We start from the raw sequence: 17,537 nt of genomic DNA on the forward strand, positions 1-17,537 counted from the left end.
TGGGTTGGTCACCGATCGGTGTGGTGCGAGGCGGGCCGATGTGGGAGGCCCAGCGGGTAGCGGCAGGGTGGTGACGGGTGCAGGTGGTTTCGGCGCGGTAGTGGCCGGTGCCGGGGTGGCCTGCTTCGATCAGGGCGATGGCTGGCCCACCGCAGCGGGCGCAGTAGGTGGGCCAGCCGGTCACGGGGGTCAGTGCTTGCAGCCGGAGCAGTGCAGCCCGAAGCAGGTCGACTTGCGGGAGCGGAGCAGGACGGCGAGGACGACGAGGACCAGGACCACGCCCGCGATCAGCGGTGCCGCCGAGCGGACGGCGGTGGCGAGCTGGGTAGCGGCGTAGCCGACACCGACCACAGCGGCGACAGCGGGAATGGTGGCGGCGGCGATGATGTGCCCACGTCGCAGTCGACGTACCACCGGCGGGGCCGATGTCGGGGTGTCGAGGAACCGGACGGTGACGGTCACCCGGTCCGGGTTGCCGGACATGGATTGTGGGGTGGTCATGGACAGCAGCCGTCCGGAGTCCCGGACCAGAGCGACGGTTGCGGCAACCTCGGCGGGGGTCCCGACGACGCGGCGGGCCAGCACGGCGGGACGGCGGTGGGACTGGCGGGCGAGGTGGGTGCGGGTCATCGGGTCACCTCCGAGGTGAAGACGTGGCCGTTACGGGGGGTCTGGACGACCGACGACACCAGCGCGGACTGAATGGCGTTGGGAACAGCGGCCGGGGTCGGGTCAGTCGGCAGGTCAGCGGGTTCCATCTCGGCCGGTTCGTCGGCAGGCTCCTCGACACGGCGCATCGGGGCGGACGGTGGCTTGGGGGTGCCGGTGAGGACGAGTTTGGACAGGGCGAGGAACGCCAGCGCGGGCACCGACGACAGCAGCCGTGACGAGAAGCTGTCGTTGGCTACCGCGATCTGCGCGGCCAGCGACAGCGCCACCGCGGCGACGAGTAGGACCAGCGGGTAGGCCACGGAGGCGCGCGGGTCGCGGCGGCGACGACGGCGGATGACCAGCAGCGCGGCGGCGGGCATTAGTTCGGAGATGACGGCGTTGGACCAGCCGAACCAGTCACCGGTCCCGGCCGGGGCGTGGGCCATGGTCCAGTCCTTGACGTGGGTGAACGATGCGGCTCCGGCCATGCCGCCGACGGCCAGGAGGATGAGGACCAGGGCGACGCCTTCCAGCCGTTCGGCGTCTACGAACCGACGCACGGCGTCACCTCCCGCTCAGCCGAGACAGCCGGCGTCGGGACGGGCGTGGGACGTAGCCAGGCGCGAAGGTTGCGCAGGTAGATCGCGCCGTAGACGAAGCAGGAGACGAGGAAGCCCCACTGCTCGGTGACCAGGGAGTAGGCCAGCCACAGCCCTTGGGCGGCCAGGCCGACAGCCCAGCCGGTCCAAGAGCGTTTCCCGGCGAGGTAGAGGCCGGTGACGCCAACGGCCATGAGCAGCCAGGACCACAGTTGGTGGCTCATAGGGGTGCCTCCCAGGCGTTGAAGTCGAGGTTTCGGCAGACGGGGCAGGGGATCTTCCAGATCCGTTCGGCGGGTGGGGTCTGTTCGTGGGTGGCGCTGTCGCGGATGGTGGGGTTCCAGACCTGGACCTCTCCCCACTGGTGGCACAGACCGCAGTCCTCGGGGTCGGTCACGAGTCGCAGCGGTCCGCCGGGGCTTTGGATGAGCACCGTGATCTGCTGGGCGTCCCAGGCGCGTCGGGTGCTCATGCGGCCCATCCCCAGGCTTCGGCGTCTTCGGCGGCGATCTCGGAGTGCTGGCGCAGGGCGGCGGCGATGATGTCGGCGGCCTGGGTGTCGGGGGTGCAGTAGGGGCAGTGCTGCTCGGGTTCGTTGTGGGTGAGGTCGAGGCAGGTCCGGCGGATGGGTCGGCGGGTGAGCCGTCGGGTACGCATCGGAGAACTCCCGGGAAGGTCAGCGGTGGGTGGGGTTGATGTGCACGCGGATCCACTCCGGCGGTTCGCCGGTCGACGCCACGGCTTCGGAGAGGCACCGCCACAGCGCCCACGCCTCTGCTGGGGTGAGGTACATGCGGCGACGCCCGGAACCAACGGCCAGGTAGAGGTCGGCGTCGGGGGTGACCCGGACCGTGACTGGCACGGATGCCTTGTCGACGTGCGGGGCACGCAGCCGGTAGAAGCGACGCGGCTCCGGCGTCTGCTCGTCGGGTTCGTCGGCGTAGGGCATCCGCACCGGGGTCGACTCCGGCAGCTGGTCAGTCATCGCGGGTCACTCCCGTTCGTGGTGTTGAGGTCCAGGGCGTTGAGCAGTGACGGCGGCAGCAGCGGCGCGGCCTGCTTCGGTGGGGTCGGCCGGTAGACGTGCCTGCCGTTGCCGTTGCCGCTGCTGCGGACCGGCTTGGCCGGGGTGGGGGTGTCGATGGGTTCCGGTTGGGTTTCCGGTGGTGCGGGGAAGGTCGCGGCCATGTCCCGGATCACGTCATCGGGCAGGTAGGAGAACCGCACCCGCGCCGGTTCCGGCTGCCCATCGAGCAGGACGTAGGCGACACCCTTGCCCGAGGTCGGGATCTGGTCGGCGAGTGCTCCCCGATCGCGGGCACCGTCGCCAAGGAGAAGGTCGACGTGAGCCCGTTCGGTGAGGCCGAGAGCGATGCGGGTGGGGAAGAAGTCCCGGACGGAGACGACTTCCTTGCGCGGGTCCTGGGTCGCGGCGACGACCAGCACCCCCAACCCGGCACCCTGGGTCAGCAGCAGCCCCAACGCCTGAGTGATGCGTTGGCGGATGTCGCTGTCCGGCAGGAACGCCAGCAGGGCGGCGATCTCATCGATCACGACGACGATCAGCGGCTCATCGGTGGTGGGCGTGTGCACCCGCACCTTTCCCCGCAACGCCTGTTGGCGGGCGCGCATGCGGGTTACGGCGTCGTCGAGGAGATCGGCCATGCGGGTCCAGTCGTCATCGACGTACCGGGCGAACAGGGGCCGGCCGATGGACAGCTCCATGCCGCCTTTCGGGTCGATCGCCCACACCCGCACCAACCCCGACCGGATATCCGCGGCGAGGGAGCGGAGCAGGGACCAGATGACCGAGCCTTTGCCCATCCGGGTCGCCCCGCCGATCAGCACATGCGTGGCCAGCAGGCGCAGGCAGTACACGGCCAGGTCTTCCCGCACCCCCAGCGGCAGGGCGGTGAAGTCCGGCCGGGCCGGGACGGGCAGGGGTGCGACGACGCGGGTCAGCGGGTCACGGCGGATGAACACCAACCACACATGCCGGGGCCGGTCGCGGAACCGCACCCGATCCACCAGCCGCAGCAACCACGCCAGCCGGCCAGTGCGGGCCGGGGGTGCCTGACGGCGGCCGGAGAAGACCCGGCAGTGGCGGGTGCCGAACGAGTACGCCAGATCCCGCGCCGCCTTGTGGTACACCTCCGGGTTCTGACCCTTCGGCATCCGCACCACCAGTTCATCGGTGGCATACGAGCACCGCACCGATAGCAGCCGCGGCACTACCTCGCCGCCGTCGTACTTCTTCACCAGCCCGCACAGGGACATGACCTCGTGCCACTGACGCCGGTACACCCACAACCGCCGCCACATCGTCACCGCGCGAAGTGCAACGAGGCGGTGAAACGACTCCCGGCCCTTCCACCACCACACGCCACCACCGGCAGCGGCGACGAGCAGGACCAGGAGGTGGGGCCACCAGCCGTGCGACCGGTAGCCGTCGATGGCGAGCAGGACCAGGGCGACGAGGGGCCAGGCTCGCCAGTGCCGCACCGCGAACACGGCCAGACGCACCACGGCGACGATCGAGCGAAGCAACAGGAACAGGCCGGTGACCGTCCAGACCAGCGGCCACGGGGCGGTGATCTGAAACCGGCGGAAGTTCACCAACGGAGCCCGCATCAGGCCACCGCCTTGCGGGTCTGCTCCTGCTGCTCGATCCACGCCTCAGCGCAGACCTTGTGCACCGGCGTACCTTTCGGGCTCCGGCAGATCGCCGGTTTCCCGCACAACACACACGGGACCGGATCACCGGCACCGCCGGTCCGGGTCCAGTCCAGTTCTCTTGGCATGATGAGACCGCCCTTCCAGGCCGAGCGAGGTTTTGGAGGGCAGCGGGGCGGTCAAGCTTTCCTAGGGCCAGGACCGCCCCGCGCCACGATCAGTCAGGCCGCCGCCTTCACGGCAGGCACCGACAAGGACTCACGAGCCGCGGCCAGCACACCGGCCAACCGATCGATCTCCGCACGAGGCAGGAACAACACCACCTCACCGCCGGTGTCACCCAGCTGCACCACGACCCGGTCCTCTGCCGGGTGGGAGCGGAACGACAACGCGATATCGGCCCTGACGTGCACACTCACGGCCACGTTCGCCGCCGACATCAGGCAGCCTTACCGCGCGTCTCGGCCAGAGTCTTCGGCGCGACCAGCGCGGTCGCCCGGTACGAGAAGGCCAACCGGCCGTTCGATCCCACGTACGGGGTCACGGTCAGGCCCTCGAACTCCACCGGCTGGAACGGACCCACCGGCGGAACCGGCTGCACATCCGCCAGGATCTTGATCGACACCTCACGCGATCGGGCACCCAACTCCGGGTCCATGTCCATCACCCGGCACTGCCACACCCGCTGACCCGTCACCTTGTCCTTGGACGGCGTCCGTTGCCGGGTCGCCTCGTTGAAGTCCTGCGCCTCCGCAATCGAGTCCGGCACGAACACCGCGCCGTGCGGGAACACCGCCGCGAACGGGACCGAGAACCGAGTTCCACCCCTCAGGGCCATGACCTACTCCTTCGCTGCTGCGACTTGACCGGCAACCCGGTCTATGTGACGTAGAGAAGCTAACAACTGATATGCATTCCAGTCAACTGTTAGGTACGAAGTTCTTGCGCAGCGTCACTGAGCAGGCAGAACACCTTTCATCTGTTAGGCCCTGGTAGCCTGCAATCAGTCCGAACGGTTAGGTCAGCCCTCACAGCCGGACCAGCCCGAACAGTGCAAACCCGACCAGCAGGGAGCACCGTGATGACCTCTCCCCACGGCCCCACCGAGCGGCCGGAGGCCCGGCATCAGCAGGTGGCGCGCAACATCCGCAACGAGATCGAGGCAGGTCGGCTCGTCCACGGCACCGCCTTGCCGTCAACCAGGAAGCTCGCTGAGGAGTGGGGCGTCAGCGTCTTCACCATTACCGAGGCGATGAAGGTCTTGGCTGAGGAGGGGCTCGTCATCAACGAGTCCCGGTCCAAGCGCGTAGTGAACGCTCCTGACCAACTGCGCCGTAGCGAGGTCCGTCTGCAGCGTCCCCGCGTGATCCTGATCGGCGGATACGCAGGCAGCGGCAAGACCGAGTTGGGCCGCATCCTGGCGCGCGAGACGGGCTGGCCGATGCTCGACAAGGACACGCTGACCCGGCCTGTGGTCGAGGCGGCCCTAGAGACGCTGGGCCAATCGCCACACGATCGGGAGTCTCAGACGTACCTGGACACGATCCGGCCGAGGGAGTACGAGGCCCTCCAGGACGCGGCCAGCGAGAACGTGCAGTGCGGCAACAGCGTGATCGTCACCGCGCCGTTCATCCGCGAGTTCAACGACCCCGCCTGGATGGCCCGGACCCGCGCCTACTACGAGGCAGCGAAGGCGATCCCGACTGTGGTCTGGGTGTACTGCGACGGCGACACGATGCTGACCTACGTACGCCGCCGAGGAGCCGCCCGCGACGCCTTCAAACTGGCGGATTGGGACCGGTACCTGAGCGGCATCAACCTCGACTTCCGTCCGCCAGGCGAGCACTTCGTAGTGGACAACTGCGCATCGAGCCGGCCCTTGCAGGAACAGGCCAAGGAACTGGTGAAGGGCATCCTCGCGGACGAGGCACCCTGATGCGTGGCGTGATCCTGTACGGCCCGCCCGCGGCCGGTAAGGACACCGTGACCACCGCCCTGCATGAGCTCGATGCCCGCTTCACCCTCTACCAGCGCATGAAGGTCGGACCGGGACGCACCACCGGCTACCGGATCACCGATGCAGCGACACTTGACCAGCTGCACCAGCGTGGCGAAGTCGTCTGGGAGAACCACCGGTACGGCGCCCGTTACGTGGTTGACCGCCCATCGCTGGTAGAGCAGCTTTCGGCCGGGGTGCCGGTCGTGCACCTGGGCCAGCGTGCCGCCGTCGCTGCGGTCACGGCCGCCGTTTCCGATGCCCGGTGGTTGGTCGTCTACCTCTGGTGCCCGCGAGACGTTGCCGAGCAGCGGATCATCTCCCGGCACACTGGCGACACAGCCGCACGTCTCCGCGCATGGGACGACACCGAACCACTAGCCGAGCGTGACCTCTTCCTGAACACCGCCGAGATGTCCCCGCGTACGGCGGCCGAGGTCATTCACCGCCACGTCCTGGACGACACCCGCCCGGCGATAGCCAAGAGCGACGCCGGATGAGGCGAAGGTGTCAGGCAGAGGGTGGCGGAAGAAGCAGTAGGCCGGGCCAGGCAGAGAGCTGGCAGAGCACGAGGACTCAGCAGAAGAGATCCCAGGGAACGGCAGAGCGCGGCTCCGGGTAGACAGCTCGTTTCGGACGGACGCCGTTGCGAGTCGCGGGTTGCTCGATCGTTGCGGGTGCATGGGTGCCGGTCGGTCGGGTAGGTGGGTGTCGTGGTTGGTCTTGGTCGGCTCGGAGCTTTCTGTGATCTGTTGCCGAATTGGCCTGTACTAGATCAAGCGCGCTCCGCGCGGCGCGGGCCGGGGCGCGGTAACCGGCTCCTGACGGAGCCGCCGCCCCGCCCGCCTTCGGCGGCGGGGCGGTAAGTCAGCCGGCCCGAACCCCACGCCCCGCCCCGCGCGTCACCCGTGGTTCCGTGAAGGGAACCGGTGACGAGTCCCGGAGGTCGACCGGGACCAGGGCGACAACGTCCTACCTCACTTCACACATTCAGCCTCACGACGGGAACCGCGGACCGGTCGACGGCCGGGCCAGTCGAGTTGCCGAACGGAATCACGCCGACCGCTCACGGGTCCGAGGTGGGGAAGAGGTGAAGGTGGGGAAGGGGCGGAGGGGTGGAGCAGGGGTTGGGGTTAAAGCTTGTGCCTCCGGCGGGGGCCAGACGACTCCGGGATGGAGTTGCCGAACGGTTGCGGCCGTGGGTGGTAGTGGTTGGGGGATGCCATCCCGTCCACCGCCGACCCAGGCAAGCCGAGCAGACCAGGGCCAGGGCGACAAGGTCGTACGTCCGGTAGGGCGCTCCACCTTGTCACCCTGGCCCTGGCCCGCTCCACCGTGGTGTGGGTCGGCGGCAGACGGGATGGCAGCTATGGCGTGAGCGGCGCGTTCGGTGCAGGCTACGCAGCCATTTTCGGTGCCAGGGATCGCAAAACCATCGCTCCCAACGCGAGCTTTTCGGAAGCCTTGGCATAAGTCCCGGAGTTGCCGTACTTAATTGCCATGAGATGGTTGACAAGCATTGGTTGCTCCGGGTGCACCATGACGGGCTCTTGCTTTCGCCAACCCCTGGCCGAGATCTGGCGAAAGAGCGAGGACTTTCTTTCCTCGCTAATAAGGTCGAGATGTGCGGCGCGCATGACCAGTGCTTGGATTGAAATTCCCCAATGTGCCTTAAGGCGAGCGTATTCCTTCAGTGTTAAATCAGCCTCGAAAACCGTCTTCGCTCTCTCTTGGGGCATCAGCAGCGCCCCGGCGAATCTATTCGCTTCGGCTTCCGGGTCCACCGCCGTCCGACGCCGAGTATGGAGAACGAGATGGCCAAGCTCGTGAGCTAATGTGTAGCGCAGTCGGTCTCCGGAGCCATTGCTGAAGTACCCAACTAGCGCAGGCTCTTCTTTGCTGGGCCAAAACGAGATGCCAAAATGCCCCACGATTTCGTCTGATGCGTCGTGGCTTCCCGGTAGGGTCAGCGGTACGATCGCAATGCCTGCGCGCTCACAGGATCGCGTCAGGTGGCGGATTGGTCCGTCGTCCCCAATCTGCAGCGCTTCGCGAGTTTCGTTTGCTAGCCGTTCGATGTCATCGTTGGTGATGTCCCCCTGGGCGATAGGGAGATCAGGCAACGGATAGTGAGTCTCGGCGAAGAGTGCGGAAACCACCCGATACGCTTCGTCAAAGAGTGCCTTTACGCGCTTAGTGTCCCCAACCCTTGCGCTGGCGGCCTTCCTGAAGCGAAGTGAACCAAGGGGAATCTCTGGTGGGAGAATGTCGAAGAATAACTTCGGGGTGTTCGTTGCAGACGCAACGGCGTAAAGGAGGTCATCGGTTGCCTCCTTTACGCCGTTCTCGACTTGCGAGATAAGGGATTGGCTGACACCGGCCGCCTCGGCAAGTTCGATTTGAGAAATGCCGAGCAGGCGACGAACAGCGCGGATCCGCTCACCCGCCAGTGCCGTAGACACCTCCACCATCCCCTTCCTCGAACGCAATTGGCAGGGTCAACCCCTCATCGGTCGGCACGAACTCCAGGTTGTTCAGCTCGTCCGGGTCCTCGGGCAGGATGAAGTCCAAGTCAAGCCTAGCCTTCTGCCCGTTCTTCCAGGCTCCAATCGGACGAACCACGCGAACCTCAGGCTGTCCGACTTCCTCGTCGAAGGTCCAGATCCCGATCAGCTTGCTCGAAGCAGGTCCGAAGAGGGTCCGGTTCGGGTTCCGGTAGTAGTCGATCCGAGCCTGATTCGGCCCCGGGGCGGGGATGGCGCCCTCGTGGTTCGGGCGGAGAAGCCGGAGGTTCATCGCTCCGTTGTGGAGGAGCGCCTGACCGTTCGGCCGCCGCCGAGCCACCCGCCAGTCACCCAGCTTCTTGTCACACAGGATGTTGATGACGTGACCGCGAGTCAGGTGCGCCACGAAGGGGGCGAAGTCCCTGACGCTCATGTCGTGACGCTTGAAGTGTGCAAGAGCTCGCTCGCTGCCCTTCGTGAGCGCCTCGTGCAGGGGCTCACAGATGGGGGCGAGGGCAGCCAGGATGAACTCGCGCTCGGCGTCGGTGGCCATGCCGGTGATATTATCACCCCAGATTTCACACTCAAGCCCTCCGGTTCGGCGCGGTGTGGGGCTATCCCTGCCGCACGAGATACGCGAGGGTAACTCAGGTCGAACGCCTGTGCGAGAGCGGGAATCCCGGAGAGGGGATTCCTGCGGCAGGGTGCAAGGCTGTACAGCCATCCGTACAGCCAAGCCAACCGACCCGCCCGGTCCTCAGCAGACCCAGGCCGACGGAGCGAGCAGGCCAGCGGCGGTAGCCGACGCCCGCCGACAGCAGTCTTGATCTTTGCAAGGCAGGGGTTAGGGGTTCGAGTCCCCTGGGCTCCACCAGCACCACGGCTGCGCTCACTGCCGAGTGCAGTCAGGCTCTTTCAGCAGCTCCAGTCGCCCCAGCGCCAGACCTTCCACGTTGCTCTGGGGCGACCGTGGTACTCGCAGCCGGCGCTGCTGCCGCCGCCACGAATGCCTCCGGTGCCGCCGGTTTCCGTGCCATTCGACGACTTCTCCCAGGGCTGCTGGACGTAGCAGAGGCCGGTCTTGCCCGAGCCGGGCTTTCCGGTCGACGGGGTGCCGATGGCTTCAGTGAGAGACCGTGAGGCGTAACTGCGGGCTCCGTCGGCGTCATCCGGTCCCAGCAGCGTGCTGTTCCACTCCTCCTCGTAGTAGTCGCGGGCCCGCCCGACCTTGTCGTAGGCGCGCCACATGTCGACGTTCACCGGGTTGGCGTTTGCTCCGTCCGGGGCGGCCAGCGCCGCCTCCTCGTAGCTGGAGTGGGGCAGCGACGCGAGCGCATCGGCGATTGCCTGCCCAGGATCGAACGCTGCGACCTCGGCCCAGATTGCGTCGGCCCGCGCCTTGCGCTTGGTGTTGTCGAGGACGACCCCGTTCTTGTACTTGTTCCTGCGCAGCTCGGTTATCTTGTCGCGCTTGGCGTCGAGTTCGAGGAATGCCGCGGCGTAGGTGTTGCACCACTGGGCGGGGTTCATCTTGTGCCCGACCGGCAGGGTCAGTGCCCGTGGTGCAGGCACGGGCGCGGGCTTCTTCGGCAGGGCCGCAACCGATCGGGTCGGCGTGGGCGTGGGCATCAACTCGGGCGTGGTCGCCCCCTGACTGCAACCGAGCGCCAGGACGCACGCGACGATCCCGCCGCCAAGCTGCGCTGCGGCCTTCCTGTTCAAGACCATCTCCTCTTGCCCGGCTGGCTTCCAAGCTGCGTCACGGTCGCTGGCCGTGGGATGTTAGCGCAGCTCAGCGGGCGCGGAGATCGGCGACAGAGGCACACGCAGCGACCCAAGCAGCGGCGGGGCGGCGCGCGACGGGCAAACCCTGTGGACGATTCGGCTCTCCGACTGCCACCGTAGGTCATGTTGATCTACAAGATCCTTCTGCCTGGCGAGTGGGCTGAGTTCGAGGCCACCGGGCGTTTTGACGGCTCGCCGTTGGACCGCAGTAGCGGTTTCATCCACTGCTCCGCGCGCGAGCAGGTAGGTGCTACGGCCCTGCGAGTGTTCGAGCAGGAGCCGGAGTTGGTGGTCGCCGCCCTCGACACGGAGATGCTCGGTGAGTCCGTCCGCTGGGAGGACGCTCCCAACGGCGAGCCCTTCCCACACGTGTATTCGACGCTGCCGCGCGACGCTGTGGTCGCGGTGTACCGGGTGGCGGGGGCGTCGTCGGTGGACGGTGCGCTACCGCAGCTCTAGGTCGTGCAGCAGGGGCACTAGCTGTGGCTGCTGAACGCGGCGATCAGACTCTCGGCACCCTTGCGCACCGCTTCGTCCCGGTCATCGAGGAGGGTTGCCAACACCGCCTGGAGACCGGTACGCCGGGAATCGGTCGCGTCGAGCCAGCGGCCGTAGCTGGTGGCGCCGTAAAGGTGGTCGAGGATCTGGCTGTCGTCCGCCGCGCCGGCCCGATGCCAGGCTGCGGCAAACGGACGAAGTGCTGCTGCATCGCCCCGCTTGATCAGGGCTTCCGCTGTCATCTGGACGGGGTAGCCGTTCTCGTCGTCCAGCAGGAGTTCCAGCAGCACCTCATCGACGGTTCCGGCGAACCTGCTCAGCTCGATGCCGGCATGCGCCCGATCCGAAAAGTCAGCTGACCTCGCCAGCCGCACCAGGGCCTCGACCTCGTCCATGATCCTTGCCTCCCCGTTGACCGCGATGGTCCAGCACCTTTCGCCGATCTTCCGACATGGACCAAAGGTCTCGGCGCATGCAGACCCGGGGCCAGCGGTCCAGCCCATGTTCGGCCTCGCGTCGGCGGATGGCCCGGAGACCGGGGGTGAGGGCGCTGTCGTCGAGGGTCTGAAATCCGCAGCGGACGTAGTACGGGGCGTTCCACGGCACATTGGCGAACGTGGTGAGGGTCAGTGCGGGTACGCCGGTGGCGGTTGCCTGCTCGGCGAGGTGGGCGAGCAGTTGACGCCCGATCCCGCGCCGGGCCCACCGGGGATGTACCGAGACCTGCTCGACGTGGTGGTTGCCGTCGACCATGTCGGCGATCAGGTAGCCGGTGGGTGTGTCGGTGGCGTCCGTGGCGACCCAGGCCCGGCCCGCCTCGTGGTATCGGGCAAGTACGTCAAGTGGCAGCGGGTCGTCGTCGGCGATCTGCGGCATGCCGACATCTCGAAAGCACTCTCCGGCGGCGCGCTCGATGACCTGTAGGGCAGCCAGCTCGTCCTGCCGAACCTCGCGGATCCGCACCCGGCCATCTTGCCGGTGCTTCCGGTAAACGTCATCACGTTTTGACCGGTCATGCGATGAGCCTGAGTGTGCCGGGGAGCGGGATCGGCCGGGCGGTAGCGTCTGAGGACGTGAGTACCGGATCTCCCCGCGTCCTGCCTGCCGACGGTGATCTTGCCGAGGCCGCCGCTGTGCTGCGTACGGGCGGGTTGGTGGCCTTTCCCACCGAGACCGTCTACGGCCTGGGCGCGAATGCGTTGGACGCGCGGGCGGCGGCCCGGATCTTCGAGGCGAAGCAGCGGCCGAGTTTCGATCCGCTGATCACCCATCTTGCCGATGCGGCCGATCTGGAGCCGCTGGTGGGGCCGGTGCCGCCGAGCGTGACAGCGCTGGTGGACCGGTTCTGGCCGGGGCCGCTGACGCTGATCGTGGACCGGCCGGACGCGATCCCGCCGATCGTCACCTCGGGCCTGGCCACGATGGCGATCCGGGTGCCGGACAACGGGTACGCACGCCGGCTGATCGCCGCTGCGGGTGTGCCGGTGGCCGCGCCGAGTGCGAACCGGTTCGGCCAGCTCAGCCCGACCCGCGCCGAGCACGTGGTGCAGGGGCTGGGGGCCGCCGTGGAGGTGGTGCTCGACGGCGGGCCGACCCGCTGCGGCATCGAGTCCACGATCGTGGACGCGCGCGGCGACCGTCCGGTGGTGCTGCGGCTCGGCGCGCTGCCGGTCGAGGAGGTGGAGAAGGTCACCGGCCCGGTGTCCATCCGCCTGGGCAACTCGGGTCAGCCGGTCGCGCCGGGCGCGCTGGCCGCGCACTACGCCCCGGGTACGCCGCTGCGGTTGCTGGCCGATGGTGCGCCGCCGGTTGAGGGCGGAGACCAGCGGGGTTACCTGGCGTTCCGGGACCGGCCGGCCGGCGACTGGGCGGCGGTGGAGGTGCTCTCGGCGTCGGGTGACCTGACCGAGGCGGCGGCGCGACTCTTCGAGGCGCTGCACCGGTTGGACGCGACCGGAATCAGCGAGATCGTCGCCGAGCCGGTGCCGGAGACGGGCGTCGGGCGGGCGGTCAACGACCGGCTGCGCCGGGCGGCTGCCACCTGGCGGCCACACTAGATCGGGCGGACCGGCCGGTCAGGACGTCTGCTCCACCGGCTCGGCCACCCGCCCGATCTCGCCGTGCTGCTTCGCGCCATCGTGCGGCGTTCCGCCGGCCTGCTGCACGTCGCGGTGCTGCACGTCGCGGTGCTGCACGTCGCGGTGCTGCACGTCGCGGTGCTGCACGTCGTGGTGCTGCTCGGGCGAGGGGCCGGGCGGTGCGTCGTCGGGCTGCGGGAGCCGGGCGACCAGCCGGGTGAGGGCGCCGTTGGCCAGGGTGGCGCCGAGCGCGGAACCGGTCGCGATGGTCCAGCCGACCGGGCCGAGCGGGGTGCAGCCGAAGAAGTGGCTCACCCCGGGGGTCTGCACCACCAGGACCAGCGCACCGACCGAGGCGGCGGTGGAGGCGAGCACGGCGGGGCTGGTGCCGCCGGCCAGCACCGTCTGGCCGAGCTGCGTACCGACCAGGGAGACCAGCGCGACGGTGCCGGCGCGTCGGCGGGTACCGGTGTAGCGGGCCAACGCCCAACCGGCGGTGGCGCCGAGCGTGGTGGCGGCGGCACGCAGCCCGATCTCCCGGGTCATTGTCGCGCCGAGCGAGTTGTCCGGTCCCTCGCGGAGCAGGTCGTCGGCGTGTGCGCTGTCGCCGGGTGGCCGGACGGCGATCGCCAGCGCGGGAGCCATGTCGGTGAGCAGGTTGACCAGGAGCAGTTGGCGGCCGTTGAGCGCGGCCCGACCGGTGGCGGCGGCGGTAAGCACGCTGAAGGCGATCTCACCGAGGTTGCCGCCGACCAGGATGCTCAGCGCGTGCCGTACCGACGACCACATCGCCCGGCCCTCGACAAGCGTGGCGATGATGGTCTCCAGCCGGTCGTCGGTGACCACCAGGTCGGCCGCTGCGCGGGCCGCCGGGGTGCCCCGTTGACCGAGGGCGATGCCGACGTCGGCGAGCCGGATGGCGGGTGCGTCGTTGGCGCCGTCGCCGGTCATCGCGACGGTACGCCCGTACTTCTGAAGGGCCTGGATGATGCGGACCTTGTGTGCCGGGGTGCAGCGGGCCACCACGTCGGTGGCGGCGAGCCGGGCGGCCAGGGCGTCGTCGTCGAGCTGGTCGAGTTCGATCGCGGTGACCACCCGCTGGGCGTCCCCGTCGCTGATGGCGGCGGCGATCGCCTCTGCGGTCGCCGGGTGGTCACCGGTGATCATGATGGTGTGGACGCCGGCCTGCCGGATCCGGCGGACGGCCGGCGCGGCGCTGGTGCGTACCACGTCGGCGAGCGCCAGGAAGCCGGTGAAGACCAGGTCCTGCACGTTGTCGTCGGTGATGGCGGGGTCGTCGATGACGGACTCGGCGACGGCGAGGATCCGGTGACCGGCCTTGGCCCGCTCGGCGAGCAGCCGGTGCAGTTCGGCCCGACCGGCGTCGTCGAGCGGCAGGTCTCGGCCGCCGCTGCGGCGGGTGGTGCAGCGGGGCAGCACCTTCTCCGGCGCGCCCTTGACGCTGAGCAGCGTCCGTCCCTGCGTCTCGCCGACGCTGGCGTGGTAGCCGCGGGACGGTTCGAACGGCAGGCCGCCCCGGGCCGACCAGTCCGGTGCGCCGGTCTGCTCGCAGACGCCTGCGGCGGTAGCGCCGCGCCGCACCGCCTGGTCGGTCTGCATGGACAGTTCCGCCGGGTCGGCGGCGGCGGGGGTGGCCCGCAGCGCCGTCGCGAGGGTGCGCCGCAGCCGCTCGTCGAGCCGGTCCACCGGCGCGTACCCGTCGGTGTCGCCCACCGCGGCGAGCATCAGATGGCCCTCGGTGAGGGTGCCGGTCTTGTCGAAGCAGAGCACGTCGACCCGCCCCAGCGCCTCGATGGTGCGCGGGTTGCGGACCAGCGCGCGGTGTTCGGCCAGCCGCCGGGCGGCGGCCAGTTGGGCGGCGCTGACCAGGAACGGCAGCCCCTCGGGCACCGAGGCGACGGCCAGGTTCGCCGCGGTCGCCGCCGTCTGGGCCAGGGGTACGCCGCGCAGCAGCCCGGCGCCGACCACCGCCACGGCCGACCCGGCGGCCAGCGGAAGGGCGGTACGGGTCAGCCGGCCCAGCCGTGCTTCGACTCCTCCGCCGGGTGGCGCCTGCTGGGCCAGGGCCAGGCTCCGTCCGGCCTCGGTGTCGGCCCCGGTGGCCACCACCACGCCGATGCCGTGCCCGGCGGCGATCGTGGTGCCCTCGTACAGCATCGAGCGGCGTTCGGCCACGGCGGCGGCCACCACCGGCTGTTCGGTCTTGGTGACCGGCAGCGACTCGCCGGTCAGGGAGGACTCGTCGGCCTCCAGCCCGACCGCCTCCAGCACCCGGCAGTCGGCCGGTACGGCGTCGCCGGAGTCGAGCACGATCACGTCGCCGGGCACCAGATCGTCGGCGGGTACCACCCGTTCGGTGCCGGCGCGGCGGACCCGGGCGGTGACCGCCGAGCGGGACAGCAGTTCGGACAGCGCCTTCTCGGTGTTGCGCTGGTGCACCGCGCCGACCAGCGCGGATCCGCCGATCACCCCGCCGACGAGGGCGGCGTCGACAAGCGAGCCGAAGCTGGCGGAGAGCGCCGCACCGGCGGCGAGTACCGGGGTGAGCGGGTTTGACAACTCGTCGACGAAGGCCCGCAGCAGGCCGCCCGGGCCGGGCGTCTCGCCGGGGCCGGCGGCCTGTCGGCGTTCGGCCTCGGCTTCGGTGAGTCCGTCCGGTCCGGTGTCGAGTTGGTCGAGGACGGTGGGCACCGGCATCAGGTGCCAGGCGGTGATCGCGGGTGCGGGTGAGTCGGTGCGGTCGGAGATTCGGCTGGCCCGCCACACGCCGTGGGCGAAGGCCAGGGCCGCGGCGCCGTTGACCGAGGCGAGCGTGCGGCGCGGCAGGTGCAGGGGACTTGTGGTGAGCGCGGTGAGGGCACCGAGGCCGGTGCCGGCCAGGCCGATCCGCATGTTCTGCGCGGTCATCCGGCGGGCCACCCCGGCCGCTTCGACGATGAGCGCGACGCTCCGCAGATCGGTGCCGACCAGCAGGTGTGCGCCCCACGGCGGAAGCGCCTCCGGCTCGGCGAAGCCCAGTCCGCAGTCGGACGCGGCGAGCGCCGACCGGTCTCCGGAGACCAGCATGACCACCGAGCCCGCGCGTTGCAGGGCGCGTACCGATTCGGTGAGCCGGTCGCCGCCGGAGATCAGCGCGTCGGCGCCGTACCGTTGGGCGTCGTCGCCGGCCACGATGAGCCGTAAGCCGGCCTGGCGGGCGATGGTGGGTAGGGCGTCGACGCCCGGTGCCGGTTCCGGCTCGACCCGCAGCAGGGCCGCCAGGGCGTCGCCCTTGGCGAGGCCGAGCAGGTCGCTGCCGCGTTCGCGCAGCCGGCGGCTGTCGTTGGTGTCGCCGGGGTCGCGGGCGCCGAGGCGGTCCAGCGGACCGAGCCGCCAGCCGTCCAGGTGGCGTACGTCGGCCGGGGCCGCCGGTTCGAAGAGTTCGAACGCCCGCGCGGCGACCTGCGACGTGTCGGCGCCGGGCAGCGGGGCGAGGTCGGCCAGTACGCACCGGTCGGAGCCGAGTACCCGGGCGTCCAGGACGAGGGTGTCGATCCGGTCCAGTTCCCGCAGCACACCGCGGTCCATCGCGATGACGCCGCGCCTGGCGAGGATGCGGCCGAGTTGGGCGGCGTACCCCTCGCGACCGCTGCCGGGTGCCTTCGGCAGCGCGGCGAGGCCCAGTGCGGCGGCCCGTTTCGGGCCGACCACCGGCGTCGCTGCGGCGAAGGTCGCGGCTCCGCTGGCGAGCATCCGGCTGCGGTACCGCTCGACCGGGCCGTGCGGTTTCGGGCAGGGGCGTTCGTCCAGCGGCGCGCGGGCGACGGCCCGGTCCGGCTCGCCGGTGAGTTGCGGCTCGGCCTTGGTCCAGGTGCGTTGCTGGGCGAGTCCTTCGCCCCACTGCACGACGCGCTGTGCCCCGTCGAGCACGATGCCGGCCCAGCCGCCGGTGAGGCCCTGCACCACCGCTTCGGCGAGCGGAAAGAGCACCTCGGCGCGGGGGTCGCGACGGATGCCCAGGCCGGCCAGGGCGTGCAGCTTCGGGTGCAGGTCGACCGCCGCGAGCAGACCGGCCACCTCGGCCGGGACCGGGGTGACGGGCAGGATCCGGGTGGCTGCGGAGATGGTGAGCCCGAGCGCGTCGGAGGCGAGCGCGCCGAGCGTACGAGCGGTGCGCGGTCCTTCCTCCGGCGGATGCGGTGGGGGGATCTCCGGGTCCGGTTCGTGCGGGCAGGTGCGTTCGGTGCGGGCGATGGTGCTGATCAGGTCGCGCAGCTTCGGTTCCGGCGTACCGACCGCCACGACCACCCGCCCGGACGGCGCGTTGACCCGGGCCCAGCGGACGCCCGGCATCCGTTCCAACGCCGCCTCGACCTGGCGGGCCAGCGTGTCCCCGCCGTCCTGGCAGACGCCGTGCACCTCGATGTGGTAGCGGCCCGGGCGGGACCAGACCCGCCGGCTGGTCAGGCCGAGCGTGCGGGCCAGCCGACCGGCGGCGGCACCGACGCCGCGGGTGGCGTCGTGCACCAGCGGCGGGACGGCGACCGGCGGCCGGAGGCGACGGGTGAGGTCGCCCAGGGCGGTCATCGACCGGTACGACGGGTCAGGTGGTCCACCGGCCGCCCGCTGCTCCTGCCGTGCCGCATGTCGCCTCCTACCGTTCGTACCCGGCGGCCTGGCTTCCCACCGGCGCGTCCCTTATGCCCGTCGGGACGGTGCAGTTTCCTGCTCGGCACCGACCGGGCGGACCGGG

At 69.9% G+C, this 17,537-nt stretch carries 20 protein-coding genes; 4 read left to right on the plus strand and 16 right to left on the minus strand.

Going from position 1 to position 17,537, the window contains the following annotated elements; translation table 11 throughout:
- Positions 1–189: 189 nt before the first annotated feature.
- From QQG74_RS00080 to QQG74_RS00125, 10 genes are all read right to left on the minus strand, one after another.
- On the minus strand, positions 190–630 hold the full coding sequence (locus QQG74_RS00080) for a hypothetical protein (RefSeq protein ID WP_341718259.1): 441 nt from the start codon (positions 628–630) through the stop codon (positions 190–192).
- Positions 627–1,211 carry a hypothetical protein gene (locus QQG74_RS00085; protein WP_341718260.1) on the minus strand — a complete coding sequence of 195 codons (585 nt, stop codon included), beginning with the start codon at positions 1,209–1,211 and terminating at the stop codon, positions 627–629. Before QQG74_RS00085 ends, QQG74_RS00080 begins: the two co-directional genes overlap by 4 nt.
- Positions 1,196–1,474: a hypothetical protein gene (locus QQG74_RS00090; protein ID WP_341718261.1), complete on the minus strand. Its 279-nt coding sequence runs from the start codon at positions 1,472–1,474 to the stop codon at positions 1,196–1,198. The genes QQG74_RS00085 and QQG74_RS00090 overlap by 16 nt, the downstream gene beginning before the upstream one ends.
- A complete protein-coding gene (locus tag QQG74_RS00095; protein WP_341718262.1) occupies positions 1,471–1,722 on the minus strand; it encodes a hypothetical protein in 252 nt (83 codons plus the stop codon). The genes QQG74_RS00090 and QQG74_RS00095 overlap by 4 nt, the downstream gene beginning before the upstream one ends.
- Positions 1,719–1,907 (minus strand): hypothetical protein, encoded by a 189-nt coding sequence (locus tag QQG74_RS00100; protein WP_341718263.1) that lies wholly within the window; start codon positions 1,905–1,907, stop codon positions 1,719–1,721. Before QQG74_RS00100 ends, QQG74_RS00095 begins: the two co-directional genes overlap by 4 nt.
- 19 nt (positions 1,908–1,926) lie before the next feature.
- Positions 1,927–2,235: a hypothetical protein gene (locus tag QQG74_RS00105; protein ID WP_013730711.1), complete on the minus strand. Its 309-nt coding sequence runs from the start codon at positions 2,233–2,235 to the stop codon at positions 1,927–1,929.
- Positions 2,232–3,881, minus strand: a complete 1,650-nt coding sequence (locus QQG74_RS00110) for an FtsK/SpoIIIE domain-containing protein (protein ID WP_341718264.1) — start codon at positions 3,879–3,881, stop codon at positions 2,232–2,234. Before QQG74_RS00110 ends, QQG74_RS00105 begins: the two co-directional genes overlap by 4 nt.
- Positions 3,881–4,051 (minus strand): hypothetical protein, encoded by a 171-nt coding sequence (locus QQG74_RS00115; protein ID WP_341718265.1) that lies wholly within the window; start codon positions 4,049–4,051, stop codon positions 3,881–3,883. The genes QQG74_RS00110 and QQG74_RS00115 overlap by 1 nt, the downstream gene beginning before the upstream one ends.
- 93 nt (positions 4,052–4,144) lie before the next feature.
- Positions 4,145–4,363 (minus strand): hypothetical protein, encoded by a 219-nt coding sequence (locus QQG74_RS00120; protein WP_341718266.1) that lies wholly within the window; start codon positions 4,361–4,363, stop codon positions 4,145–4,147.
- Positions 4,363–4,761, minus strand: a complete 399-nt coding sequence (locus QQG74_RS00125) for a hypothetical protein (protein ID WP_013730715.1) — start codon at positions 4,759–4,761, stop codon at positions 4,363–4,365. Before QQG74_RS00125 ends, QQG74_RS00120 begins: the two co-directional genes overlap by 1 nt.
- 243 nt (positions 4,762–5,004) lie before the next feature.
- Here QQG74_RS00125 and QQG74_RS00130 point away from each other — a divergent pair, with 243 nt between their 5' ends.
- Both QQG74_RS00130 and QQG74_RS00135 read left to right on the plus strand, forming a co-directional pair.
- Positions 5,005–5,859: a GntR family transcriptional regulator gene (locus QQG74_RS00130; protein ID WP_341718267.1), complete on the plus strand. Its 855-nt coding sequence runs from the start codon at positions 5,005–5,007 to the stop codon at positions 5,857–5,859.
- Entirely contained in the window at positions 5,859–6,419 is a 561-nt protein-coding gene (locus tag QQG74_RS00135) for a kinase (protein ID WP_341718268.1), read from the plus strand. The genes QQG74_RS00130 and QQG74_RS00135 overlap by 1 nt, the downstream gene beginning before the upstream one ends.
- Positions 6,420–7,316: 897 nt before the next feature.
- Here QQG74_RS00135 and QQG74_RS00140 read toward each other — a convergent pair.
- From QQG74_RS00140 to QQG74_RS00150, 3 genes are all read right to left on the minus strand, one after another.
- The gene (locus QQG74_RS00140) at positions 7,317–8,381 is read right to left on the minus strand and encodes an XRE family transcriptional regulator (RefSeq protein WP_341718269.1); all 1,065 of its coding nucleotides are present in this window, start codon (positions 8,379–8,381) and stop codon (positions 7,317–7,319) included.
- Positions 8,359–8,976, minus strand: a complete 618-nt coding sequence (locus tag QQG74_RS00145; protein WP_341718270.1) for a hypothetical protein — start codon at positions 8,974–8,976, stop codon at positions 8,359–8,361. Before QQG74_RS00145 ends, QQG74_RS00140 begins: the two co-directional genes overlap by 23 nt.
- Positions 8,977–9,338: 362 nt before the next feature.
- Positions 9,339–10,145 carry a hypothetical protein gene (locus QQG74_RS00150; protein WP_341718271.1) on the minus strand — a complete coding sequence of 269 codons (807 nt, stop codon included), beginning with the start codon at positions 10,143–10,145 and terminating at the stop codon, positions 9,339–9,341.
- Between the two features lie 186 nt (positions 10,146–10,331).
- Between QQG74_RS00150 and QQG74_RS00155 the strand changes: the two genes are divergently transcribed.
- Complete coding sequence (locus QQG74_RS00155) at positions 10,332–10,667, plus strand: DUF952 domain-containing protein (RefSeq protein ID WP_341718272.1); 336 nt, start codon at positions 10,332–10,334, stop codon at positions 10,665–10,667.
- 17 nt (positions 10,668–10,684) lie between these two features.
- On the opposite strand, the gene QQG74_RS00160 is transcribed toward QQG74_RS00155, so the two are convergent.
- On the minus strand, positions 10,685–11,101 hold the full coding sequence (locus QQG74_RS00160; protein ID WP_341718273.1) for a hypothetical protein: 417 nt from the start codon (positions 11,099–11,101) through the stop codon (positions 10,685–10,687).
- Complete coding sequence (locus tag QQG74_RS00165) at positions 11,058–11,669, minus strand: GNAT family N-acetyltransferase (protein WP_341718274.1); 612 nt, start codon at positions 11,667–11,669, stop codon at positions 11,058–11,060. Before QQG74_RS00165 ends, QQG74_RS00160 begins: the two co-directional genes overlap by 44 nt.
- Positions 11,670–11,803: 134 nt before the next feature.
- On the opposite strand from QQG74_RS00165, the gene QQG74_RS00170 reads away from it, so the two are divergent.
- A complete protein-coding gene (locus QQG74_RS00170) occupies positions 11,804–12,763 on the plus strand; it encodes an L-threonylcarbamoyladenylate synthase (protein ID WP_341721475.1) in 960 nt (319 codons plus the stop codon).
- 18 nt (positions 12,764–12,781) lie between these two features.
- Here QQG74_RS00170 and QQG74_RS00175 read toward each other — a convergent pair whose 3' ends face one another.
- Positions 12,782–17,371 (minus strand): cation-translocating P-type ATPase, encoded by a 4,590-nt coding sequence (locus QQG74_RS00175; RefSeq protein ID WP_341718275.1) that lies wholly within the window; start codon positions 17,369–17,371, stop codon positions 12,782–12,784.
- Positions 17,372–17,537 lie beyond the last annotated feature (166 nt).

It is taken from the genome of Micromonospora sp. FIMYZ51 (assembly GCF_038246755.1).
GTDB lineage: Bacteria > Actinomycetota > Actinomycetes > Mycobacteriales > Micromonosporaceae > Micromonospora.